Consider the following 23,098-nt stretch of genomic DNA (forward strand, 5'->3'; position numbering starts at 1 on the left):
AAACTGGATCAACAAAATTCTATTTGGTAATTAAGTATGGACGAACTGGATAATAGATTGCTGAATGCCCTGCATAGGGACGCTCGTGCATCGCTGTCCGAGTTGGCCGAATTGCTTGGCGTAACACGAACGACTGTACGCAGCCGACTGCAGCGACTTAAGCAATCTGGCGAAATCGTGGGGTTCACTGTGGTGACCCGGCAGGGTGTGTCGGAAAGCCCCGTACGTGGATTGATGATGCTTGGAATCGAAGGTCGCGGGACCGAGCGGATCCGGTCCCGGCTGGCTGCGATGCGGCAAGTTCGGGCAGTACACTCGACTAATGGCAGTTGGGATCTGATAGCCGAGATCGGCACAGATACTCTGGACGAGCTTGATGAAGTGTTGTTCCAGATCAGGCGGATGGAAGGCATCACGCGGTCCGAGACAAACCTGTTGCTTTCTACGCGCAAGGGCCGTTCGTGACAGGCTGTTCAAGCCACTTTGACGGATTCGAGAATCGTGCAAAGCTTTGAATTAACACTGATCTGAAGATCATAGGGCAGGGACGTACGGTATGACCACAGAGGCGAGCACCAATGAGACGCGCGTGGAAAATTTGGCCGAGCGCGTAGCAGGGTTGCTGGAAAAGCCATTGGTCAAGATTGCGGTTCCGCTGCTGATCACCGGAATAGCACTCGCGGTTCTGCACGACCTGTCTGCACATGTGAAATGGTCAGATATCCAAAGTGATATCGCGGCGAAGCCTGGGAAGTTCATGTTCTTCGCGCTGTGTTGGACGGCGTTCAGTTTTCTGTCTCTATCATTCTATGATGTCCTTGCCGTGCAGAGCGTGGCTGGTGGAAAGGTGCCATTGCCCGTTGCCGGGATGGCTGGGGCGAGCGGTTACGCGGTGTCGAATTGCCTTGGATTCTCTTACATCACCGGCACCGCGATCCGATATCGGATCTATGCCTCGCTCGGGCTGGATTTGGGGCGCGTTGCGGGGGTGATCGCGACCTCGTGGGTGGCGTTCTGGATGGGGCTGATCCTGCTTCTGGGCCTGCTGCTTACCATCCATCCTGACGGTATTTCCAAGGTCCTGCCGATCAGTGAGACAATGGAAACTGTGATAGGCCTCTGCATGCTTGCGGGGCTGATTGTTCTGTTTGTCTGGCTTTCAAGCGGTGGGCGGCGATTGGCGTATGGCGGCTTCGGGTTCAACCTGCCGGGTGGTAAGCTGGCCAGCTTGCTGACAGTCGCTGCAGTTGGCGATCTGTTCGGCGCGTCCATGGCGCTATGGGTATTGATGCCTGACGATCTGGGTGTTGGCTATCCATATTTCTTCGCGGTCTATATCGGCGCAATCGCGGTGGGTATCCTCAGCCATGCACCGGGTGGAATAGGCGTGTTCGAAGCGACCCTGATTGCAGGCCTCGGGGCATCGGGCCGGTCTGATGTCATTGCTGCACTTCTGCTGTACCGGCTGATCTATACTTTTTTGCCATTTGCCATTGCCAGCCTGTCGATTGCGGTCGCATCGGCAATGACTCAGCGCCAACGCATCGGAGGCGCGATGAGCTGGGTTTATCGCGCAATCCGCCCCATTGTCCCGATGGTGGCCGCGGGCGTTGCAGCAGTGGCCGGGGTGATCTTGCTGGTCTCGGGTGCCTTACCTTCCAGTTCCCAAAACCTTGGCGTACTGCGTGCGGTGCTGCCTTTGTCGTTTGTCGAGGCCTCACACCTCGCAGGCAGTGTAGTGGGCGTTTTGTTGCTATTGGTATCGCGTGGACTATTCCGCAAACTCTATCGCGCATGGGTGGTGGCCATGTTGTTGATGGCGGCTGGTTTCTTTGCCTCGCTCGCCAAGGGGCTGGATACACACGAAGCCCTGTCCTTGCTGTTTACGATTGGCCTTCTGGCGATGTTTCGGGGGGCTTTCTACCGGGTTAGTGGTGCGTCGATCTTTCGGCTGAATATCCCATGGCTGGTCAGCGTAGTCGCATTGCTGGCGGTAATTTTCTGGATCGGGTTGTTCGCTTATTCCCATGTTGAATACGAGAACGCCTTGTGGTGGGATTTTGCCTGGAGCGGCGATGCCTCACGTTTTCTACGCTCGAGCCTTGTTGTCGCTGTGATCCTTGGCATTGTGGCGGTGAACTCTCTGTTTGGGCGCGAAATACCGGCTCCGGTTCGCACTGAAATTCCCAAAGTCGTTGAACGGCTTGTGATGGAAAGCGAAGATACCGAGTCTCAGATTTCGCTTACGGGCGACAAGCAATTCCTGATTTCACCCGATGAAACAGCATTTCTCGCCTATGCTGATACTGGCAACGCGCTCATCACCAAAGGTGAGCCGGTGGGAGATGAAAAGGCAGGGCAACAACTGATCTGGCAACTCAGAGAAATGGCCGACCGGGAGGGTAAGCTTTGTGCCTTTTACAGTGTCTCGACCAAGTATTTGCCAACCTTCTTGGACCTCGGTCTGTCGATTTTGAAGATCGGAGAGGTGGCCCGCGTGCCGCTGCAGGATTTCTCTCTGGATGGAAAATCGCGCAAACGGTTTCGTCAGGCCAAGAACCGTGCCGAGCGTGAAGGGTACAAGTTCGAAATCATCCCCAAGGAACAGCTTGCACCGGTGTTGCCCGAGCTTCGTCAGATCTCGGACGACTGGTTGGCGCAGAAGGCGGGTGAAGAAAAGGGCTTTGCCTTGGGTGGGTTCGACGATGACTATTTGTCTTATTTTGACCACGCCGTTCTGCGGGATGTGACAGGCAAGATCATGGCTTTCGCCAACCTATTTCAAGGCGGAAACAAATTCGAATTGTCTCTGGACCTGATGCGTTACGAACCCGACAGTCCCAGTTTTGTCATGGACGCACTGTTCGCCGAGATGATGGTCTGGGGTTCCGAGCAGGGATTCCACTGGTTCTCGCTGGGCGCTGCTCCGTTCTCAGGGATTGAGAACCGGCAGTTGGCCTCGCTTTGGAATCGGATCGGTGGGTTCGTTTATGAACATGGCGAGCAGTTCTACCACTTCGAAGGCCTGCGCGCCTTCAAGCAGAAATTCGATCCGGAATGGAGCCCCAACTATCTGGCCAGCCCCGGCGGATTGGCGGCGCCACGTATCCTCTACGAAGTTAACATCCTGATCTCGGGTGGCCTGCGCGGGTTGACGAAATAGCGTTTAGTTCAGGCTGGCGCGTGTTGGCGTTTTCTCAAGCAGATCACCCCAATCGGTGCGATAGGCCATTTCGGCCAGAACAGTCTCGGGTAGGAACTCCTGATTCTGACGGATCTGCCAGCCGCCACCCAAACCTTTGTAGATCGCGACCAGATTGGACGAGACTTCTTGCCGCGCCTCGATCAAGTTTGCTTGTGAACGGAGCAGGGCAGTCTGTGTATTCAAGATACGGGAGTAGCTGGCGATGCCGTCGCGATACTGGTCAACGGCAATATCGGCGGCTTTGCGCGAGGCATCGACGCTGCGCTGATAAAAGGTGACCTGTTTGCGCGCCTGTGCATAGGCGACCATCGCGCTTTCGACCTCGGAATAAGCGGTCAGCACGGTGTTCTGGTAATTTGCGATCAGCGCCTGATAAGCCGCATCCTGTGCGCGGACGTTGTTCTTGATGCGGCCATAGTTCAAGACATTCCAGACAACGCCCGCACTGGCCAATCCTGTGGCACTATTGGTACTGAACAGATCGCGCCCGCCCGAGGCTTGTAACCCGATCGACCCAGACAGGATGAATTGCGGATAGAGATCAGCCAAAGCGATCCCCACCTGCGCCGACTGGGTGGCTGCCGCAAGTTCGGCGGCGCGAACGTCGGGCCGCCGCCGTAGCAATTCGGCGGGGACTCCCACAGATACGTTGCTGCGCCCTGTTGGAATGCGACCCGAGTTTCCGATCAAGCCCGCCATCTGAGACGGCGTTTTTCCCAACAGAACCGCAAGCGCGTTCTTGGCCTGTTGGATATCGCTTTCCAGCTCGGGCACTAACGCCTTGGTGTTGTTGAGCAGGGCGGTTGATTCCTGTACATCCAGCTCGGTCGTCACGCCGTTGTTGAAACGCAGCTGGGTCAGATCTGTCGATTCCTGCTGAATCGTGATGTTTTCCCGCGCGATGCGCAGCGCCTCCTGCAACGAACGGATGTTGATATACAGCGCTGCAACGTCCCCGGTAAGCGTGACCAGAGCGTCGTCATAATTGGCGACCTGTAGTGCAAGGTTAGACCGTGCGGCCTGTACGCCGCGACGTTGTTGGCCCCAAACGTCTAGCTCCCATTGCGCATCAAAACCCACTTGCGAGGTTGAGAATTCGGTGTCCAAAGGGATGATACGCCGGATATCCGAAATCGGCCCAAGGTTGTCGCTGATCTGTCGGCGTTGCAGCGAGCCGCCCACGGCTTGTGATTGCGGGTAAAGCTCACCAAATGCGATGCCAAGCTGCGCGCGGGCCTGCAGTACGCGGGCACCGGCGACCTGCAAGGTCAGGTTTTGCGCATAGGCTTCGGCGATTAGTTTGTTCAGCGTCGGATCGTTGAATGTCTCCCACCAGCGCAAAACGGGGGCGCTGCGCGAGGTCAGGCCGCTTTGACCCGCGCTGGGGTTGTTGACCTCCATCCATTGCTTCACCACTGGAGAGTTGGGACGCACGAAATCGGGCCCCACCGGCGTACAGGCGGCGAGAGTGGCGGCGCAAAGGGCGGTGCCCAACAACCGGCGGAGAGTCATCTTACGCATCCTCAGATATCCAGCGGCCGGATGAAGTTGGCAAAGGAATAGAGGCGGATATTGATGCGCCTCAGAAACTCAAAACTTTGGCCCATGCCCGTGTAGATCGCCACGGCTGCATGACCACCTGCAGGAAAGGTATGCCCCTCAGGCACTTCGACCGAGATTTGAACCGCTATGCGACCGGGAAGTTTAGGTAGCTCAAAACCGGGCAGGCGGCCTGAGGGCAGGTATTGGCCTTGACGTGTGGCCCACCAGACGGCTTCGACCTTGCCGGTCAGAATTTCTCCGGGGTAAAGGTCTAGCGCAACTTCAACCGGTTGGCCGACCTCGACGAATTTCAGGTTTTGCTGGCGGAAGGTGGCTAGAATATAGGGGTCTTCTTCGGTGACAAAGCTGGCAATGGCACCCAGACGAATTTCCCCCACGACCATACCAGGACGCGCCTGTTGTGAAACGATCATGCCATTTTCGGGGGCATAGATCGTTGTGTTGTCTAGAAAATACTCGGCTTCGGCCAGCTGTGCCTCAGCCTCCAAAATGCCGGTATTCACCCCGTCGATCTGTGAATCCAGCGCGAGGTTGGCCTTTTCCAGATTGGCCTGAGCCTCTTTGATTTTAGCCTGATCTTCCGCGACCTGTTCGTTCCAGCGGTCTAGTTCGTCCTGACGTGCCCCACCAGCCGGAACGAGGTTTTCGTAACGCGCCTGTTCCGTTTGGGCATACGCCAATTGCGCATTTGCACGCTCAACCGCTTCGCTTGCAGCGATGACGTCCTGTTCGAGAATTTTCGCGTTTTGCTGTGCCGCCACCAACTGGGCATTTGCCTTGTCCACGGCCAGCGAGAACACCGTGTCGTCGAACTTATACAGCGGATCGCCCTTCGTGACCCATGTGTTGGGCTCGACCAGAACCTCGGACAGGATTGTGGGCTGTGTCAGGCGCGGAACGATCTGGATCGTGGACCGCACAACGTGGCTGTCGACTGAGAAGGGCTGAAAGAACCGCAGCGCGACCAAAAAGATCAGCAGCAGATGAGCGCCGACCCAGAACGAGACGATCCCCCACATGATGTTGAATTTCAGCCATTCCATCTTGAAAAAGATGAACCAGACAAAAATGATGTAGAACAGCGTGATGCCAAGGGCGACAAACATGAGTGCTGAATTCCTTTGGCGTTAGTCTTGCTTGGTTTCGTCGGTGTCCAGCGGGTCTTGGTATTCCGGTTTAACGGTGCCGCCCAGACGCTTGATCTCATCCCGGATCGCTTTGCGTTCTTCATCAGGGCCACGGCGCATGTCGACTGTCACCCCGTCATGGAACGCCCAGATAAAGGCATGCACCCACGGGACTATAGCCAAAAAACCCATCCATCCCATGATCTTGACGGCTTCGGCATGCGGGTGATTGCGTTTGATCGCTATTCGCCCCGGCAGACCCATGAGAAACAGAAACAACGCCATCACGGCAGCCAGAAGCAGAATGAGTGCCACAAATGTCAAATAGTCATAGTAGCCTAGCGGCTGCCCCAAAAGTCCCATGCTCGCGCCTCCTGTTGGGAAGGTTGTGCCATCCTCAGTTGTTGTTGCCCAGTTCGTCAATCAATTTGTAACTGGTCGGCGGGTCCGCACAAATGGTTGGGCCGCATTCGATCAGGGTCGAGATCGCGTTTAGCCCCGCCAGAGCCAACAACGTAAAAAATGCAGCCTTCGCCAACCCGCTTCCCCCGAAACGCGGGCCTTGCTGCGCGTCACTGACATATTGCCTGTCAAACATCAGCATGATCGCCGTTCCCAGAAGGACCAGAAAAAAGCAGATGGCGGCCCAGGTGTAGTAGTGCAGTCCTAGAACGGGAGAGCCATAGTGGCCCGTGCCTGGTACGATATGCAGCAGGATTTGACGGATCGAAACGCTGCCTCCGTAAAGTGCGGCAAGCAGCATCAGCGCATAGTGACGTGCGCGCGCTCCGTAAAGCAGGTTCAGCCCAAGTCCAACGCCGACGGCGACAAAGCCGACCCTCTGCAACAAACAAAGCGGGCAGGGCAACTCGTTCAGCGAAAACTGATAGGCGTAGGCCAATACAAGTACGAGGCTGACAGCAAATGCGCCAACGGCATTCAGGGTACGAGACAGTTCAGGTGTCATTGAAGCGCCCCCTATAGCTGAATGGTCAGCGTGCTGGTGGCGTGAAATTTCAGCCAATAGATGCACAACGTCAGAGTGATCAGAAACAGTGCCATTCCGGCGCCTGTCCGGCCAAAGTAATTTAATCCCATTGTGACTGTAAGTAACGAAAATAAAAGCGCGATCATGGTCCGCTGCCGCCCCCCTTGCGCCAATTGCAATTGATCACGACTTTGTCATCTGGTTTGTGGTCTGGCAAGCAAAGACAACCGAAAGGCGCAGTAGAGGGCTATTTGCATTCCATAATTTGCGTTTGCCAGTCATTGCATTTCCGGGCCAGCGTTTCAGGGAAGTCAGAATCTGTATAAACCGTATCAATATCCGCCAATGACGCTATGCGCGCAGGTGCGGTTCTGCGGAATTTGGAGTTGTCAGCGACGAGGCTGATCTGCCGTGCCTGTTCAATGATTGTTTGGCTGACCAGTACTTCCTGTAGGTCAAAATCCATCAAATCTCCGTCCAAATCTAAGGCCGAGCACCCAATTATGGCGTGATCAAATTTGAACTGTCGGATGGTTGAAACTGCCAGATTGCCTACCAGCCCGCTATCCGATCGGCGCAGAACACCACCTGCAACGACAATCTGACAATCCGGGTTCTCTACAAGGATATTGGCCACGTTCATGTTGTTGGTTACGACCATCAGATTCTTGTGGTCGAGCAACTGTCGTGCGACGGCCTCGGTCGAGGTGCCGATATTCATAAAGATCGAGCTGCCTTCCGGAATATCTGCTGCGCAGCGTTCGGCGATGCGAATCTTGGCCTCATGGTTCAGGGCACGCCGGTCCTCGTAACCAATATTGGACACGCCCGAACGCAGGACGGCCCCTCCGTGCACTCTGTCCAGTTTTCCTGCATCGGACAGCTCGGACAGGTCGCGGCGGATGGTCTGAACCGTCACCTGAAAGCGTTCGGCCAGTCCGTCGACGGTAACGCGACCCTCTTCATTGGCGATTTCAAGAATATCTGATTGACGGAAGGATAAAGACATAGATCAGCTCTGCGCTTGGGATAGTTCGTTTTTGTTCTATTTATTCAAACTGGCAAGAGTCTTTGAGCAGTAATTGTAATAATTTCACGAGATTTGACAATAAACGAACATTTTCGAAAAGTAATGTTGACGATACGAAGTGTTGTGATGCTAATGCCATCGAAACTGCCACTTTTGGGGAATCGTTTGGATATGTCATCAGACAGCAGTCATGTAACCGATCTTTTCATAATCGGTGGCGGCATCAACGGGTGCGGAATTGCAAGGGACGCTGCAGGGCGGGGATTGTCTGTCACTTTGGCAGAGATGAACGATCTGGCGTCTGCCACATCCTCGGCGTCGACCAAACTGTTCCATGGTGGGCTAAGGTATTTGGAATTTTTTGAGTTCCGTTTGGTCCGCGAAGCTCTGATCGAGCGGGAAACGCTGCTGCGCGCGATGCCGCATATCAGTTGGCCGATGCGTTTTGTGCTACCGTATCACGCCGATATGCGCTTTGATTCTGAGACGCCAACCTCGCGATTGCTGAGTACGGTGATGCCATGGATGCGTGGGCGGCGCCCGGCCTGGCTGATCCGGTTGGGCTTGTTTTTGTACGATAATCTTGGCGGCCGCAAAATTCTGCCGGGAACGCGCGCGTTAAACCTGCGCTCTGTGCCTGAGGGCGCGCCTTTGCAAGACAAGTTCGAAACAGCCTATGAATACTCGGATTGCTGGGTCGAAGATTCTCGGCTGGTGGTTCTGAACGCCCGAGACGCTGAAGCAAGGGGCGCGAAGATCAGGGTCCGGACCGAGGTTCTTGCGGCCAGGCGTGTTGATGACTTGTGGCATATCACGATCCGCGATCAGCAGAGCGGTGAGACTGAGACAATTCTGGCAAGGATGTTGATCAATGCAAGTGGCCCGTGGGTGGGCGATATCATTCAGACCAAGATCCACATAAATTCACGCGAAGGGGTCCGGTTGGTGCGGGGCAGTCATATCGTGACGCCCAAGCTGTTCGATCACGACAAATGCTACTTCTTTCAGGGTGAGGATGGGCGCATCATCTTTGCCATTCCCTACGAGCAAGACTTCACCCTAATTGGCACCACAGATCAGGATCATTCTGATCCATCGGAGCGGCCAGTTTGCACCGAGGCCGAGCAGGAGTACTTATGCGCATTTGCCACGAAGTATTTTAAGAAACCGGTGACTCGTGCTGATATCGTCTGGACCTATTCCGGCGTGCGTCCACTTTATGACGACGGCGCAAGCAGTGCCACCGCAGCGACCCGAGACTATACTCTGAAGGTTGATGCCACAGGCGGCGCTCCGGTTCTGAATGTCTTTGGCGGCAAAATCACCACATACCGGCGCCTCGCGGAAAGCGCGCTGGAGAAGATCGGAGAGTACTTCCCAGATCTTGCAGGGCCGTGGACTGCCGGGGTATCGCTGCCCGGAGGAGATTTCCCCGTTGATGGTGCGCCGGATTTAGTTCGGCAGGTGCAAACGGACTATCCTTTCCTTACAGAAGCATGGGCGTATAGGCTGGTCCGGGCCTACGGCACCGAAGCTTGGGACATTCTGGGGGCGGCCAAAGATCAGACCGATTTGGGCGAGGATTTTGGGGCGACGCTGACCGAGACCGAACTTGTTTGGTTGATGGACAAGGAATACGCGCGCACCGCCGAGGACGTTGTATGGCGCCGCAATAAGTTGGGTCTAAGACTAAGCCCCGAGCAGATTGATCGGCTCGATGACTGGATGACAAATCGGTAACGCAACAACCAGTCGCTTCACACGAAAAAACGCCCCGCTGTTTTGCGGGGCGTTTTCGTTTTGGTGCCGTTTTTACGCGGTTTCCTCTGACGGTCCTGGATCATTCTTGCTCCCTTTGATCCACTCTCGCATGCTTTGCATAACGGCATAAAGGACGGGAACCAGAATGACGCCGAACAGTGTCGCAGCAAGCATACCGCCAAATACGGCCACACCAATGGCCTTCTGGCTGGCCGCCCCGGCACCGTTCGCTGCCAGCAATGGAACCACGCCCAACAGGAAGGACAATGCGGTCATCATCACGGCGCGGAAACGCTGGAAAGCAGCCTCGACCGCGGCGTCTTTGACGGACAGCCCCTTGGCCCTTTGTTCCATCGCAAATTCGACGATGAGAATCCCGTTCTTTGACGCAAGCCCGACCAGCATGATCATCCCGATCTGAGTGTAGAGGTTGATGTCGCTGCCCACGATTGCCACCGCTGCGACGGCACCGAACAAGGCAACGGTCACCGACATCAGGATCGAAACGGGCATCGTCCAACTTTCATATTGGCCGACAAGGAACAGGTACCCAAACAGGATCGCCAACCCAAGGATCACAACGACCAGACCACCCGAGGCCAGCTGCTGCTGCGCCGTTCCGGTCCATTCATAGGCATAACCGGGGGGCAGGGCGGTCGCCGATTCTTCGGTCATAGCGGTGATGGCGTCACCGGTTGACAGTCCGGCCGCTGGAACTGCGGTCACAGTCGCAGAACGGAACAGATTGTGCCGTTTCAGCAGAACCGGGCCCAGTACGTTCTCGACGTCGATCAATGTGCCCAACGGCACCATCTCGCCTTTGGTGGAACGTACATAGAGGTCCGAGATATCCTCGACCTTGTTCCGGTACGAGCCTTCGGCCTGGATCATGACGCGGTAAACACGACCAAACAGGTTGAAGTCGTTTACGTAATATGAACCAAGCTGCGCCTGCATGGTCTGGAAGATCTCGGCCACCGACACCTGCAGCGTCTTGGCTTTTTCCCGGTCCAGATCAACGAAAAGCTGCGGGACGTTTGCGCGGAAAGTGGTGTAGGCCTGTGCGATTTCAGGCCGCTGGTTCGCGGCATAAACATATGAGCCAACAGCCGAGGCCAGATCCTGCGGCGATCCGCCTCCGGTTTGCTGTACCTCCATTTCCACACCGGCGGACATGCCCAAGCCCTGAATGGGTGGCGGGTTGAAGGACACAATCGACGCTGCGGATTCCTGGTTTGCAATCGCCAGAACCTTGCCCAGAATGGCATCGGCGCCCAGATCAGGTTCTTGCCGCTCCTCCCAGTTGGTGAGGTTGACGAAAATGGCCGCTCCGTTTGTCGTCGTGCCGTTCAGCAGCGAGAACCCGTTCACCAGAACGGTGCTCGCGACACCGGGGATCTCTTGAATCTGCGCATCCAGACGTGCCGAGACAGTTTCGGTGCGTTCCAGCGTTGCCGCGTCGGGCAGTTGGATGTCGACAAACAGATAGCCATTATCCTCAAGCGGAATAAACCCTTTCGAGGTGGTACCCATGATGGACCCTGTACCGGCAGCGAAGGCTGCGATGATGCCCAGTGAGATCACCGGCAGGATCAGCAATTTTCGTACAATTGCGGTATATCCGTTGCGCATCGTACCGATGAACCCTTCGAACACAGCCAGCAGCCCGGTTGGGGGACCGGAGCGTGCCTTTAGAACCAACCCACACAAGGCCGGAGACAATGTCAGGGCGTTGATCGATGAGATCACAACAGCGGTCGAGATCGTGACTGCGAACTGAGAATAAAGCCGCCCTGAAATGCCAGGCATAAAGGTGACGGGTACGAACACTGCCAGCAAAACCAGGGTTGTCGCAATCACCGGACCAGTGATTTGGCCCATCGCCTTGCGCGTCGCTTCGGCAGGGTTCAGCCCTTCATCCGCGATGATACGCTCGACATTTTCAACTACGACAATGGCGTCATCCACCACGATGCCGATGGCTAAGACAAGCGCAAATAGTGAGATCGTATTGAGCGACATGCCGAATGCCAGAAGGAAAGCGAATGTTCCGATCAGTGAGACGGGAATTGCCACCGCGGGAATAATAGTCGCGCGCCAACTGCCAAGGAAAATGAACACCACTGTAATCACGAGCATGAATGTCAGGATCAGTGTTGACACCACGTCATTGAGCGATTGTTCCACAAAGTCTGTCGTGTTGAACGGAACGGCATATTCTACATCCGACGGAAAGGCTCGGGACAGACGGTCTAGCTCGGCTTCAACACGTTCGGAAACCGCAAGCGCGTTCGCGCCGGGGGCCTGATAGATGCCGATAACCGTTGCTGGAACGCTTTGAAAGTAACCCGAAGCTGAATAAAACTGCGCACCAAGTTCTGTGCGTGCGATGTCTTTGACACGTACAATCGCGCCTGCATCACCGGTGCGGATAACGATATCTCCGAACTCATCAGCAGAGGTCAGGCGGCCTTTGGTCTTGATCGTGTATTGAAAGGTTTGCCCTTCCGGGACCGGAGGAGACCCTATTGACCCTGCAGAGACTTCGATATTCTGCTCGCGGATTGCGTTTATGACATCACCCGGAGCGATCGACAGCGCGGCCATCTTATCCGGGTTCATCCATATCCGCATCGCGTATTCCAGGTTGGTCAGAACATCCGCCTTACCTACGCCCTGAACGCGTGCCAGCGCATCCTTCAGGTTGATCGATGCATAGTTCGAAAGAAACACACTGTCATACGTGCCATTGGGCGAGGTCAGCGTGACCAGCAACAGCATGTTCGTTGACGCTTTTTGGGTTACCACGCCCGATGAGGTCACTTCGCTCGGCAACGAGGCCATGGCCTGCGCGACGCGGTTCTGCACGTTGACCGATGCAATATCGGGATCGGTGCCAACTTCAAACGTTACATTCAGAGAATAAGAACCGTTATCTGACGAAGTTGACGTCATATAGATCATGTCGTCCACGCCGTTGACCTGCGCCTCGATTGGCGCGGCTACAGTGTTCTCGACAGTTTCGGCATTCGCGCCGGTATAGGTGGTCGTTACACTGACAACTGGAGGCGTGATATCAGGGAATTGCGCAACCGGCAGGACCATATAACCGATCCCGCCCAAAATGGTAAGGACCAGCGAAATTACAAGCGCCAGCTTGGGCCGGCTGATGAACAGGGCAGAGAACATCTGTTATTCTCCTGGCTGCTCAGAGGCGACAACGGCATCGACGGCGACGCCGGGACGAACGCGCTGCAGGCCTTCGACGATCACACTTTCGCCCTCACGCAGACCATCCGTTACGATAATGGCCGAGTCGACGGGGTCTCCGGTTGTGATGTAGCGCTGCTCGACCATTTGTTTGTCATTGACGACCAAAACGAATTCCCCGCGTTGGTCACGTTGCAGGGCCGCTTGAGGGATTAAGACCTGCAGCGTTGGCTCCAAAGCATCGATTTGGACGTTTACGAACGCGCCATCGACAAGCAGACGTTTGGCATTTTCGAACTGTGCTGTGAGGGTGATCGCACCGGTCAACGGGTCAATGCGGTTATCTACAAAAATGATTTCGCCTGTCTCGTCCAGTACGGTTCCATTCGGCAAGGTCACATGGACGTTTGGACTTTTGTTGCTTTCTGCCAGGGTCGCTGGATCTTCACCAATTTGTTCAAGAACCGAGGTGAACTGTTTCTCGTTCAATGAAAAATTCACGTAGATGGGGGCTTCGCTAACTAGCGTGACGAGGGGCGGATTATTGGGGCCGACGACGTCGCCAACACTAATTTCGACCCGACCGATCCGACCAGAAAATGGCGCGTGAATCTGGGTGTAGCTGAGATCAAGTTCGGCCTGCTGGATGGCCGCATTCGCAGCTTTTACTTCGGCTTCCGCAACCAATTCGTTGGCACGTGCGATATCACGTTCGGACTCGGGTGTGGCGTCTCGCTTGTACAGTTCTTCTTTTCGCGCCAGATCGACTTTGGCCAGTTCAAGGTTGGCCTGAGCGCGGTCAAGATCAGCTTTGCGCGCCTCCAGAGTTGCTTGGTAAAGGTCTGGTTCGATCGTGAACAGCAGGTCATCTTTAGACACGGGGGCGCCGTCATCTACGTTCTGACTGTCCAGAAATCCGCTGACGCGCGCGACGATGTCGACCTTGTCGATGGCCTCGGCCCGCCCAATAAACGTCGCCTGATCAGTAATCTCTTCTGTATAGGCCGCCGCGATCGAGACTTTTGGCGCGGGGGCGTCTGACTGATCCTGTGCCATAACTGAGTGCGGAAGGATGGACCATGCGATTACACCGAGAGATGCGCCTATTGTCCTGAAATATCCGCGGCGGCGGTATGTGGGCTTTTTAAATGCAAAGGACATGATGGCGCCTCGTTCAAACTAAAGATAATGCGCCCGGGCATCAGATATGCGCGGACGAGTCGAGTGATGTTTCAGGCAGGATGGCGGGTTTGGCGCAGTTTCTCAAGCATGTTGAGACTTCCTGCTAAGTTCAGATGGTAAAAAATTTCTTTCCAATTGGCGGACTTAGCTTGCGTCAACAGCAGATTTGCAGAGGAAAGGGCATCTTTTAGGGCCGGTGGGTCCCCTGAATAAAACACGACAGAGGATTGCTCAGCCCTCTGCCGCTTCATTCACAGATGAAGATTTGTTGTTACTTACGCGTCCCGGCGAAGCGATTCTGCCAGTCTTCACGTTGCTCATCGGTCACCTTGGCGAACAGCACATCGGGAACCGTGAAGTCGTGGCCTGCGGGTAGGGCACGCAGTGCGGCGTCGACGTCATCAGGCCAGCTGGTGTCCAGCGTGTTCATCGCGCTAAGCATTTTTGCCGAAGTTTCAGGAATAAACGGCGCGCTCAGAACCGCATAGAGTCGGATCAAGTTCAGCCCCAGCCTGACTTGAACCGCAGCCAGCGCCGGGTCTTCCTTGAAAGTTGACCAGGGGGCCGCGGCCTGCAGGTATTCGTTGCCTGCGACCCAGATCGCCCGCAACTCCTGCGCAGATTTACGCACTTCCATTGCTTCCATGTGGCCTTCATAGGCGCGGATGCGTCGGGTCAGTTCTGCGATAAGCGTTTGCTCATGCTCACCATATTCACAATCACCCGGAACGGCCTCACCGAACTTGGAGCGGCAGAACTTGGTGATCCGGCTGACAAAGTTGCCCAGAACGTCAGCGAGGTCCTTGTTGACCGATTGCTGGAAGTTTTCCCAGGTGAATTCGCTGTCGCTGCTTTCCGGCGCATGGCTCAAAAGCCACCAGCGCCAGTAGTCGGCAGGCAGAAGCTCCAGCGCCTGATCCATGAACACGCCGCGCCCTTGTGAGGTTGAGAATTGGCCGCCGTCATAGTTCAGATAGTTGAATGATTTCAGGTGATCGACCATCTTCCACGGCTCGCCCGATCCCAGAATGGTAGCCGGGAAGCTGAGCGTGTGGAACGGCACGTTGTCTTTGCCCATGAACTGGACGTAACGCACGTCATCTGCGCCTTTGTCGGTGCGCCACCAGCGTTCCCACTCGGCATCGGACTTACCGTTGGCATCCGCCCATTCCTTTGCGCAGGCGATGTATTCGATGGGCGCGTCGAACCAGACGTAGAAGACCTTGCCTTCCATTCCAGGCCAGTCCAGATCGCCTTTCTTAACCGGCACACCCCAATCCAGATCGCGGGTGATGCCGCGGTCCTGCAGACCGTCGCCATCATGCAACCATTTCTTGGCAATCGAGGTGGTCAGGATTGGCCAGTCTGACTTGCTGTCAATCCACGCATCCAACTGATCCTTCATAGCGGATTGGCGCAGATAGAGATGTTTGGTCTCGCGTACCTCTAAATCCGTCGAACCGGAAATTGCTGAGCGGGGCTCGATCAGGTCGGTCGGGTCCAACTGCTTGGTGCAATTCTCGCACTGATCACCACGCGCGCGATCATAACCGCAATTGGGGCATGTGCCCTCGATATAACGGTCAGGTAGAAACCTGCCGTCGGCGTTTGAATAAACCTGCTTCTCGCTGACCTCACGGATCAGCCCGGCCTCATCCAGTTTGCCTGCGAAGTGCTGGGTCAGGTTACGGTTCTGATCGCTGGATGAACGGCCAAAGTGGTCAAAACTCAGACCAAAGCGTTTGGCGATGTCTGCCTGCACCGCATACATATCGGCGCAGTATTCCGCGACGGGTTTGCCCGCTTTCGCCGCAGCCAGTTCCGCAGGGGTGCCGTGTTCGTCGGTTGCGCACAGGAACATGACCTCATTCCCCCGACCACGCAGATAGCGCGCGTAAAGATCGGCGGGCAACTGCGAGCCGACCAGATTGCCGAGGTGTTTGATCCCGTTGATATAAGGGATCGCCGAGGTGATGAGAATCCGAGCCATTTTGCGTTTCCAGATAACTGTCTGCGCGCCCGTCTACAGTATGTCGGCGGTTAGCAAAAGGCCGGGTTTTGCGACTCTGTGTAATTCACACTGAAATCGCGCTTAGTGCTTTTCACGCGAACCTTTCAGCAATCTGCCAATCGTAAACGAAGTACGCGGCGCATAGACGTAATTTGTCCGTTCGTCGGGCGTTGGGCGCGAGCGCATGCGGGCAAGGCCAAACACGATCAGGAATGCATGACCCAGAGCCACGAAGGCAAATAGGGCGCCAGGGCCGAACTGCTGGATCAACGTGGATGAGATGTATGGTGAGGCAATCGCGCCCAGTGCGTACCAGAACATCAGTGCTGCGGCCAGTTCTACGCGTTGTTCGGTAGTGGCAAAGTCATTCGCATGGGCTGATGAAACCGAGAAGATCGGGAATGTGGTCAGGCCGAAAAAACCGGCTGTCAGCATGACGCCGACAGTGCCGGTTCCGCTGGCCAACATTGTGATGCCGCAACTTAAGACCGCTGCTGCCGATAACCAGATCAACACCCAGCGTCGGTCATATTTGTCGGCCAGCCAGCCCAGCGGGTACTGCGCCAGTGCGCCGCCCAGAACGAATGAGGCCAGAAAGAACGCAATCTGATCTACAGCCAGCCCCACCTCCTGACCGTACACAGGGCCGACCATTCGAAATGAGGCCGAGCTTAGGGCTGCGACGATCACTCCGGCCACCGCAAGCGGTGAGTTTTGCCACGCCAGCCGGGGCCGTAAGCGTGGTGCGTCCGGGGTTTTGGGTTGGCTCGCGCGTGTTAAGGTCAAAGGCAGTAGAGATGCGCAGCATAAAATGGCCAGAAGATTATATGAAACATAGGATGCCGGAGGCAGAACCGCGATGATCAACTGCGCGCAGAGCGAGGCGCCCAGATCCGCGATGCGATAGCTTCCCATCACACGTCCACGTGATTCATTTGTGACCTTTGCATTTAGCCACGCCTCAATCACCGTGTAGCACCCGGCAACGCAAGTGCCCGACGCGATCCGTAGGATGGCCCAAACATAGGGGTTCTCGGTCAGCGTGTGTCCCAACAGCCCCATGGCACCCAAGGCGGTGCAAACGGCAAATGCGCGCGAGTGTCCGACGCTTCCCATCAGGCGCGGTGCCCACCAGCAGCCAATGAAAAAGCCGAGGAAATGCGAAGAGCCCAACAGACCTATTTGTTCTGTCGAAAAGTTCAGTGTCAGGCCCGAGATCGCATCCAATGGCCCGACACCGCCGGTCGACAATTGCAATAGTATCACCGAAAGAAAAAGTGCGGCAAATGAAATGATCGTACGCATGATGGGGGCAGCTTGTCTTTATTGTCACGAATTGCGCGTGTCTATTCGACACCTTAGCGTCGTTTTTTGGCGTTCCTTGGCTAATCCTGTCGAATGATTTCGGCTCGGATGTTTAAACCAATCATTGGCTGTACCAGATCAGGATAGCCTGAGGCACCAAATTCGTGCCGATTAAGCGCGCCCACCAACTTTATGAACAGGATGTCCAGATCATCCACTGCGCTGCCTGGTCTTCGATAAAGATCAGCCTTCAGCGTTACGGGACGGGTTACATCACGCACTGTCAGATCCCCCGTTACAGTCGCGCCTTCCGAGATGCGACCAGTGGGTCCAAGTTGAATATTGGTCGTGACGAACCGAATGGTTGGATATCGGGCGGCGTTCAACACGCTGCTGCCTAACATCGGACCGCGCGCAAAGGGTAATTTCGTACGAGCTCGGGCCACGTCCATCGCAACATCGACCCTACTGTTTTGAAGGCGTCTCGTGTCGATTAAAATCTGCGCCGACTGAACTGGCATCGTCCCTGTTTGTGCTGTGCCAGACAGAGTGTAGGTAAATTCGACCGAGCTGCGCGCAGTTGCCAGAACGTATGGGGTGAGTGCTGCATGAGCGTCGCGCGCGAACGGTAGAGCCGCAAGGCCAGCGATGAGTGTGCGGCGCGTGAGGTCGGTCATGCCAATGCTGTGTCGCCGCGTGGCCTTGAGCGTTTCAAGAGCATCAGCAGGATCGCGATGTTCATGCCATTCCATACGATGCCGTTGATAAAGGCGAGTTGATAGTTGCCGGTTACATCGTAGATCCAGCCGGACATCCAGCCGCCCAGTGCCATGCCCAGAATGGTCATCATCAAGACTAAGCCGACGCGCGCGCCGGCCTCTTGTGGCGGCATGTATTCGCGCACAACCAAAGCATAGCTGGGAACGATACCACCCTGCGCCAATCCAAACAGCATGCTGACAACGTATAGCGAAACCATTCCGTCGTAGGGCAGAAACAGGAACAATGCGATACATTGCAGGGTCGAGCCGATCAGCAGTGTGGAAAGTCCACCCAATTGGTCCGCAACCAGCCCCGAGATTATTCGGCTGACCACTCCTCCCAGTAGCATCAGTGACAGCATTTCAGCCCCGACCGCTGGGCCGTAGCCGAGGCCGATGCAATAGGACACGATATGGACCTGTGGCATCGACATTGCCACGCAGCAGCCGATACCAGCCAGCCCGAGGATGTATTGCAGGGCGCGGGGTGAAAAGCCGACGCTCTGAGCCTTGATCTGTGCTGCTGCTGCTGCGGTGCTGTGCGCTTCGACCGGAACTTGGCGACGCAAGAGCAGTGACAGGGGTATGACAACGACCAATGTGATGAGGGCGAGGCTCAGGTAAACCTGTTGCCATCCTTCGCGCTGTAGAATGCCCGATAACAGCGTGGGCCAGATTGCACCTGACAGATAGTTGCCGCTGGCCACCAGCGCCACGGCAATCCCGCGCCTGCGCATGAACCAATGCGAGATATCGGCGATCAGTGGTCCAAACCCGATCGATGTTCCAAGACCCAGCAACAGATGCGCGACTGAAAGGAGGGCAATGTTCGGTGCAAGGGTGGCCAGCAAATAGCTTAATGCGCTTAAGAGGGCGGCCCCGATCAGAGCCTTTGTCACGCCCAGATTATCCACCAGCTTGCCAAGCCACATGTTGCCAAAGGCAAAACCGATCATGGTGAGCGTATAGGGCATCGATGCGGCAGCTCTGCCTGCTCCAAAATCGGCCTCGATGGCGGGCATCACGACAACCACAGCCCACATACCCACATTGACCACCGTTGCGATCGCCAGAGTGATCAGCAGGCGAAGCCAGGAGTATTGGCTGTCATGGATCGGATGTGTCATGCGGGCACGCTAGGGTGCAAGTTCTGCTTTGACCAGTCACAAGTTATGTGAACGTGGGTGCGTCTTCGGTTTTGATCTGTTGTAACTGCAGGCCGAAATGTGGGGCCGTCCGCGTCACGTGCCAACTGGCCGGGGGCAGGGCGCGGGCACGGCGGCGGGTCAGGCGCCAACTGCAGGCCTCGTCCCGATAAGTCGGCTCCATATGCCAGCGCGTCTCGATCCCCTGCGCGCCGCCATCGTCAGGTGTCAGCAACAGTCCCAGAGGGGCCTGACCCGATGTGCCACCCTGTTCGGCGGCCAGATGCAACCGCCGAACAGGGGTCAGACCCGGCGGGCCGGGCAGGTCGCCGATAACCACGGGCGCGGCACCACTGCGCAAGGCTTCTTCCATGCACCACAATAGGTCTTCGGGTTTATCAGGGCGGATCAGCAGAAACTGGGACGGGTCGGCAAAAGGTAACATGCCTTCGGGATGCAGCTGGAGGACCTCCCATGCCGGGGCAATCCACATTACCGGACCCTGAGTTTGCCCCGCCACCCACAGGGCAAAACTGCGCCGGGCAGGGCCGCAGGCCTCGTGCACACGGGCCAGTTGCAGGCTGATCTGTGGGTGCAGGGCCACCCCGGGCGGGGTGCGCGCGGGCTTGCGGCCAAGAAGATGGGTGGACATGCTTATCAAACTAGCATGTTCCCAATTTGTTCTCAATTGAGGATTGCCGTCAGCGCGACAAAATCAGGCGTCCGTCAGCAAACTGGATATTCGAGAACCGATGCAGATATTCCATCCCCAGCAGCGATTGATCCAGATCGCCCTCATTGATCGAGGCTGGGATATTGCGATCCGTGATCGGGCCCAGGGACAGGCTGTCCAGCCGAACCGGAGCTGTCCGCACGATGCCATTGGCCGTCGATGCACGACCAAGATAATTCAATTGATCCGTATCGATTCCAATTCGCTCGGCATCTTTCGGACTAATGACGATATTGCTGGCCCCGGTATCGACCAGAAAGGTCACGGCTTTGCCATTCACAAGCATCGGCAAATAGTAGTGTCCATCATACGAGCGGGGCACTTCGATCCTCTGATCGGTCACGGTCAGTTGTGGGGTAGGGCTGACGGTCGAACGGATGTCATCCCACAGTCCGACTACGGCAATAACGCCGATAAAGATAAATACCCAGGCCGCGACCTGCTGCATGGTTTTGCCCAATGACTGGCGGTTCTGAGTGAAAAACCACATCAACAGGGCGGCTCCCAGCAGAACCAGATAGGTCAATCGCCCAAAATCTTCGCCATCCATTCAATCACCCGAATACAGTTGTCTGATGCCAATATGGTGCCTCAGGAGGCGAAACCAAAGGCTTTAAGGCCATCTAGAATGAACTGAACCGATAGTGCGGCCAGCAGCATACCCAGCAGCCGTGTCAGTACGTTCAACCCGGTTTTGCCCAAGATGCGAGCAATCAGACCTCCGGCCAGAAAGAACACAAAAACAACCAGCATGACGCCCAGCATGACGGCACAGGCGGCTGCGATCCCTTGAATGCCGGGGTTCTGTCCGGCCAACAGAATGATAGTTGCGATCGAGCCTGGTCCGGCGATCAGAGGAATGGCCAATGGGAACACCGACGGGTCAGGATGCTCTTCCTCTTCCGCACGGTTCTCGCGCCGCTTGTTGCGCCGCTCGAACAGCATGTCGAGCGCGGTCAGGAACAACAATGCGCCGCCGGCCACTTTGAACGCAGGCATCGAGATACCAATAAAGCCCAGAACCGCCTCACCAAACGCGGCAAAGGCGATCAGGATGAAAACGGCGGTCAAGCAACTGCGAATGGCAATCTTACGGCGCGTTGCGGCATCCATGTCCTGTGTCAAAGCAACAAAGACCGGCGTAGTGCCGAACGGGTCGATCACCACGAACATCGTGGTGAAAGCAGTTATGAAAAAGGCCATGTCGATCATGCTGCGCTCTCTGCCTGTTCCAAGCGTTCTGCGGCGGCAACCCAAAGGGCCTCAGCCTTTTGCATGGCCTCGACCACCTCGGCGAACTTGCGGTTCCAGGTTTCCAGATCGTTGATCCGATCATCTTCATAAAGCGCCGGATCTGCCAGCTTTGACGAGAGTTTATCGTGCATATCCGCCAACTTCTCGACCCGGTCCTCGCATTTGCGCAGATCCGCGCGCAGGGCCAATACCGTCTCGCGCGATGCTCGTTTGGGTTTGGCGGTTTGCGGTTTCTCTTTAACAGACTTGTCGCGGGCCAGCAGAAGGGCGCGATAGGCCTCAAGGTCGCCGTCGAAGGGCTTCACGGTGCTATCCGAGACCAGCCATAGCCGGTCAGCGACAAGCGACAGTAGATGCATGTCGTGGCTGACCAAGATAACCGCGCCGGAATAGGCTGTCAGCGCCTCAATCAACGCCTCGCGGCTTTCGATGTCCAAGTGGTTGGTCGGTTCGTCGAGGATCAGCATATGCGGCGCATCTATCGTAGCGATCAGCAGCGACAAACGCGCCTTTTGCCCACCTGACAGACGACCGACCAGCGTTTCCGCCTGATCCGAATTCAACCCGAACCCCGCCAGGCGCGAGCGCCACTTGCCGGGTGCCTCATTCGGGCGCAGGCGGCGCAGGTGATCCAAAGGCGTTTCGTCCACATGCAGCTCATCCACCTGATGCTGTGCGAAATAGCCGATGCGCAGCTTGGAACTGCGGGTCATTTTTCCCGCCATCAGGGGCAGTCGGTCGGACAGCAGTTTCGAAAGGGTCGACTTGCCTTGACCGTTCTTGCCCAGCAAAGCGATGCGATCGTCCTGATCAATGCGTAGGTTCAGTCGTCGCAGAACCTCGGTCTCACCATAACCGGTCACGCCTCCTTCAAGCTGGATGATCGGGGGCGACAGCTCTTCCGGCTCGGGGAAGGAAAAGGCGCGCAAAGCTGCCTCTTGTGGGGTTGAGACCAGCTGGATGCGCTCAATCATTTTGAGGCGAGATTGGGCCTGTACGGCCTTTGACGCTTTGTAACGGAAACGATCCACGAAACTTTGCAGATGTGCGATGCGTGCCTTGGCTTTGGCATTTTCGGATTCGGCTTGCGCCAGACGTTCGGCGCGGCGTTCGGCAAACTTGTCGTAGGGAACCGCGTAATAGGTCAGCTTGCGGTCTTCGAGATGCAGAATTGAGCCCACCGCACGATTTAGAAGCCCACGGTCGTGGCTGATGATGATGACAGTATGCGGGTATTTCGCCAGATAGCTTTCCAGCCACAGCGCACCTTCGAGGTCCAGATAGTTGGTCGGTTCGTCCAGCAGCAGCAGATCTGGCTGCGAAAATAGCACCGCGGCCAGCGCCACCCGCATGCGCCACCCACCCGAGAAATCCGAACAGGGCTTCAGCTGATCTTCATCGTCAAAGCCCAGTCCTTTGAGGATCGAGGCCGCGCGCGCTTCAGCCGACCAAGCGTCGATATCAGTCAGCCGGGTCTGGATTTCAGCAATCCGATCCGGGTCGGTCGCGTTGTCAGCTTCGGCCATCAATGAACTTCGTTCGACATCCGCTGCCAGAACGGTGTTGATCAGCGAGACATTCGACGACGGCACCTCCTGCGCCACGCCGCCGATCCGCGCGCGTTTCGGTAACGAGATATTGCCTGATTCCAGCGACAGCTCACCACGGATCAACCGGAAGAGCGTCGTCTTTCCGGTACCATTGCGCCCGACAAGGCCGACCTTGTGGCCGTCGGGAATGGTCGCACTGGCCCCGTCGAACAGGGGACGACCTTCAACGGCATAATTTATGTTCTCAATCCGTAGCATGACGCGCTCTTATCA

The 23,098-nt window shown here is 56.2% G+C and carries 19 protein-coding genes; 3 read left to right on the top strand and 16 right to left on the bottom strand.

Going from position 1 to position 23,098, the window contains the following annotated elements; all coding sequences use genetic code 11:
* The first annotated feature begins 36 nt into the window (after window positions 1-36).
* Window positions 37-465, top strand: a complete 429-nt coding sequence (locus ACRZ91_RS01900; protein ID WP_010439529.1) for an Lrp/AsnC family transcriptional regulator — start codon at window positions 37-39, stop codon at window positions 463-465.
* A 91-nt stretch (window positions 466-556) separates the two neighbouring features.
* Window positions 557-3,163, top strand: coding sequence for a bifunctional lysylphosphatidylglycerol flippase/synthetase MprF (gene mprF / locus ACRZ91_RS01905; protein ID WP_480902171.1), 2,607 nt, complete (start codon window positions 557-559; stop codon window positions 3,161-3,163).
* 3 nt (window positions 3,164-3,166) lie between these two features.
* Here the strand turns inward: mprF and ACRZ91_RS01910 are convergent, their stop codons facing one another.
* The 6 genes from ACRZ91_RS01910 to ACRZ91_RS01935 all read right to left on the bottom strand — a co-directional run bounded on the left by ACRZ91_RS01910 (window position 3,167) and on the right by ACRZ91_RS01935 (window position 7,892).
* Window positions 3,167-4,717, bottom strand: coding sequence for an efflux transporter outer membrane subunit (locus ACRZ91_RS01910; RefSeq protein ID WP_480902173.1), 1,551 nt, complete (start codon window positions 4,715-4,717; stop codon window positions 3,167-3,169).
* An 11-nt stretch (window positions 4,718-4,728) separates the two neighbouring features.
* Window positions 4,729-5,874 carry an HlyD family secretion protein gene (locus ACRZ91_RS01915; protein ID WP_480902175.1) on the bottom strand — a complete coding sequence of 382 codons (1,146 nt, stop codon included), beginning with the start codon at window positions 5,872-5,874 and terminating at the stop codon, window positions 4,729-4,731.
* Between the two features lie 21 nt (window positions 5,875-5,895).
* Window positions 5,896-6,258, bottom strand: a complete 363-nt coding sequence (locus ACRZ91_RS01920) for a DUF3302 domain-containing protein (RefSeq protein WP_480902177.1) — start codon at window positions 6,256-6,258, stop codon at window positions 5,896-5,898.
* A gap of 34 nt (window positions 6,259-6,292) precedes the next feature.
* Entirely contained in the window at window positions 6,293-6,862 is a 570-nt protein-coding gene (locus tag ACRZ91_RS01925; RefSeq protein WP_319546995.1) for a disulfide bond formation protein B, read from the bottom strand.
* Window positions 6,863-6,873: 11 nt separating this feature from the next.
* Window positions 6,874-7,029: a DUF5993 family protein gene (locus ACRZ91_RS01930; protein WP_480902180.1), complete on the bottom strand. Its 156-nt coding sequence runs from the start codon at window positions 7,027-7,029 to the stop codon at window positions 6,874-6,876.
* A gap of 101 nt (window positions 7,030-7,130) precedes the next feature.
* The gene (locus ACRZ91_RS01935) at window positions 7,131-7,892 is read right to left on the bottom strand and encodes a DeoR/GlpR family DNA-binding transcription regulator (RefSeq protein WP_480603877.1); all 762 of its coding nucleotides are present in this window, start codon (window positions 7,890-7,892) and stop codon (window positions 7,131-7,133) included.
* A 192-nt stretch (window positions 7,893-8,084) separates the two neighbouring features.
* Between ACRZ91_RS01935 and glpD the strand changes: the two genes are divergently transcribed.
* Complete coding sequence (gene glpD, locus ACRZ91_RS01940) at window positions 8,085-9,653, top strand: glycerol-3-phosphate dehydrogenase (RefSeq protein WP_480903372.1); 1,569 nt, start codon at window positions 8,085-8,087, stop codon at window positions 9,651-9,653.
* Window positions 9,654-9,725: 72 nt separating this feature from the next.
* Here the strand turns inward: glpD and ACRZ91_RS01945 are convergent, their stop codons facing one another.
* The 10 genes from ACRZ91_RS01945 to ACRZ91_RS01990 all read right to left on the bottom strand — a co-directional run bounded on the left by ACRZ91_RS01945 (window position 9,726) and on the right by ACRZ91_RS01990 (window position 23,083).
* Window positions 9,726-12,863, bottom strand: coding sequence for an efflux RND transporter permease subunit (locus ACRZ91_RS01945; RefSeq protein ID WP_480902182.1), 3,138 nt, complete (start codon window positions 12,861-12,863; stop codon window positions 9,726-9,728).
* 3 nt (window positions 12,864-12,866) lie between these two features.
* Window positions 12,867-14,045 (bottom strand): efflux RND transporter periplasmic adaptor subunit, encoded by a 1,179-nt coding sequence (locus ACRZ91_RS01950; RefSeq protein ID WP_480650905.1) that lies wholly within the window; start codon window positions 14,043-14,045, stop codon window positions 12,867-12,869.
* A gap of 292 nt (window positions 14,046-14,337) precedes the next feature.
* Window positions 14,338-16,056 carry a methionine--tRNA ligase gene (gene metG / locus ACRZ91_RS01955; protein WP_480902184.1) on the bottom strand — a complete coding sequence of 573 codons (1,719 nt, stop codon included), beginning with the start codon at window positions 16,054-16,056 and terminating at the stop codon, window positions 14,338-14,340.
* Window positions 16,057-16,158: 102 nt separating this feature from the next.
* The gene (locus tag ACRZ91_RS01960) at window positions 16,159-17,382 is read right to left on the bottom strand and encodes an MFS transporter (RefSeq protein ID WP_010439558.1); all 1,224 of its coding nucleotides are present in this window, start codon (window positions 17,380-17,382) and stop codon (window positions 16,159-16,161) included.
* 80 nt (window positions 17,383-17,462) lie between these two features.
* Window positions 17,463-18,059 carry a YceI family protein gene (locus ACRZ91_RS01965; protein ID WP_480902187.1) on the bottom strand — a complete coding sequence of 199 codons (597 nt, stop codon included), beginning with the start codon at window positions 18,057-18,059 and terminating at the stop codon, window positions 17,463-17,465.
* Window positions 18,056-19,270, bottom strand: coding sequence for an MFS transporter (locus ACRZ91_RS01970; protein WP_480902190.1), 1,215 nt, complete (start codon window positions 19,268-19,270; stop codon window positions 18,056-18,058). The genes ACRZ91_RS01965 and ACRZ91_RS01970 overlap by 4 nt, the downstream gene beginning before the upstream one ends.
* Window positions 19,271-19,313: 43 nt before the next feature.
* Window positions 19,314-19,940: an ImuA family protein gene (locus ACRZ91_RS01975; protein ID WP_480902192.1), complete on the bottom strand. Its 627-nt coding sequence runs from the start codon at window positions 19,938-19,940 to the stop codon at window positions 19,314-19,316.
* A gap of 49 nt (window positions 19,941-19,989) precedes the next feature.
* Complete coding sequence (locus tag ACRZ91_RS01980; RefSeq protein ID WP_010439569.1) at window positions 19,990-20,571, bottom strand: retropepsin-like aspartic protease family protein; 582 nt, start codon at window positions 20,569-20,571, stop codon at window positions 19,990-19,992.
* 41 nt (window positions 20,572-20,612) lie between these two features.
* Window positions 20,613-21,233 (bottom strand): MarC family protein, encoded by a 621-nt coding sequence (locus ACRZ91_RS01985; protein WP_170539242.1) that lies wholly within the window; start codon window positions 21,231-21,233, stop codon window positions 20,613-20,615.
* Entirely contained in the window at window positions 21,230-23,083 is a 1,854-nt protein-coding gene (locus ACRZ91_RS01990; protein ID WP_480902195.1) for an ABC-F family ATP-binding cassette domain-containing protein, read from the bottom strand. Before ACRZ91_RS01990 ends, ACRZ91_RS01985 begins: the two co-directional genes overlap by 4 nt.
* Window positions 23,084-23,098 lie beyond the last annotated feature (15 nt).

This window comes from Ruegeria sp. O11, assembly GCF_056535285.1.

What these genes read in the sequence shown, in the direction of transcription:
- ACRZ91_RS01930 (WP_480902180.1), bottom strand. Translation starts at nt 7,029, where the DNA reads ATGATCGCGCTTTTATTTTCGTTACTTACAGTCACAATGGGATTAAAT.
- ACRZ91_RS01935 (WP_480603877.1), bottom strand. Translation starts at nt 7,892, where the DNA reads ATGTCTTTATCCTTCCGTCAATCAGATATTCTTGAAATCGCCAATGAA.
- ACRZ91_RS01965 (WP_480902187.1), bottom strand. Translation starts at nt 18,059, where the DNA reads ATGACCGACCTCACGCGCCGCACACTCATCGCTGGCCTTGCGGCTCTA.
- ACRZ91_RS01990 (WP_480902195.1), bottom strand. Translation starts at nt 23,083, where the DNA reads ATGCTACGGATTGAGAACATAAATTATGCCGTTGAAGGTCGTCCCCTG.
- ACRZ91_RS01970 (WP_480902190.1), bottom strand. Translation starts at nt 19,270, where the DNA reads ATGACACATCCGATCCATGACAGCCAATACTCCTGGCTTCGCCTGCTG.
- ACRZ91_RS01975 (WP_480902192.1), bottom strand. Translation starts at nt 19,940, where the DNA reads ATGTCCACCCATCTTCTTGGCCGCAAGCCCGCGCGCACCCCGCCCGGG.
- ACRZ91_RS01950 (WP_480650905.1), bottom strand. Translation starts at nt 14,045, where the DNA reads ATGTCCTTTGCATTTAAAAAGCCCACATACCGCCGCCGCGGATATTTC.
- glpD (WP_480903372.1), top strand. Translation starts at nt 8,085, where the DNA reads ATGTCATCAGACAGCAGTCATGTAACCGATCTTTTCATAATCGGTGGC.
- ACRZ91_RS01945 (WP_480902182.1), bottom strand. Translation starts at nt 12,863, where the DNA reads ATGTTCTCTGCCCTGTTCATCAGCCGGCCCAAGCTGGCGCTTGTAATT.
- ACRZ91_RS01980 (WP_010439569.1), bottom strand. Translation starts at nt 20,571, where the DNA reads ATGGATGGCGAAGATTTTGGGCGATTGACCTATCTGGTTCTGCTGGGA.
- metG (WP_480902184.1), bottom strand. Translation starts at nt 16,056, where the DNA reads ATGGCTCGGATTCTCATCACCTCGGCGATCCCTTATATCAACGGGATC.
- ACRZ91_RS01910 (WP_480902173.1), bottom strand. Translation starts at nt 4,717, where the DNA reads ATGACTCTCCGCCGGTTGTTGGGCACCGCCCTTTGCGCCGCCACTCTC.
- ACRZ91_RS01925 (WP_319546995.1), bottom strand. Translation starts at nt 6,862, where the DNA reads ATGACACCTGAACTGTCTCGTACCCTGAATGCCGTTGGCGCATTTGCT.
- mprF (WP_480902171.1), top strand. Translation starts at nt 557, where the DNA reads ATGACCACAGAGGCGAGCACCAATGAGACGCGCGTGGAAAATTTGGCC.
- ACRZ91_RS01920 (WP_480902177.1), bottom strand. Translation starts at nt 6,258, where the DNA reads ATGGGACTTTTGGGGCAGCCGCTAGGCTACTATGACTATTTGACATTT.
- ACRZ91_RS01985 (WP_170539242.1), bottom strand. Translation starts at nt 21,233, where the DNA reads ATGATCGACATGGCCTTTTTCATAACTGCTTTCACCACGATGTTCGTG.
- ACRZ91_RS01960 (WP_010439558.1), bottom strand. Translation starts at nt 17,382, where the DNA reads ATGCGTACGATCATTTCATTTGCCGCACTTTTTCTTTCGGTGATACTA.
- ACRZ91_RS01915 (WP_480902175.1), bottom strand. Translation starts at nt 5,874, where the DNA reads ATGTTTGTCGCCCTTGGCATCACGCTGTTCTACATCATTTTTGTCTGG.
- ACRZ91_RS01900 (WP_010439529.1), top strand. Translation starts at nt 37, where the DNA reads ATGGACGAACTGGATAATAGATTGCTGAATGCCCTGCATAGGGACGCT.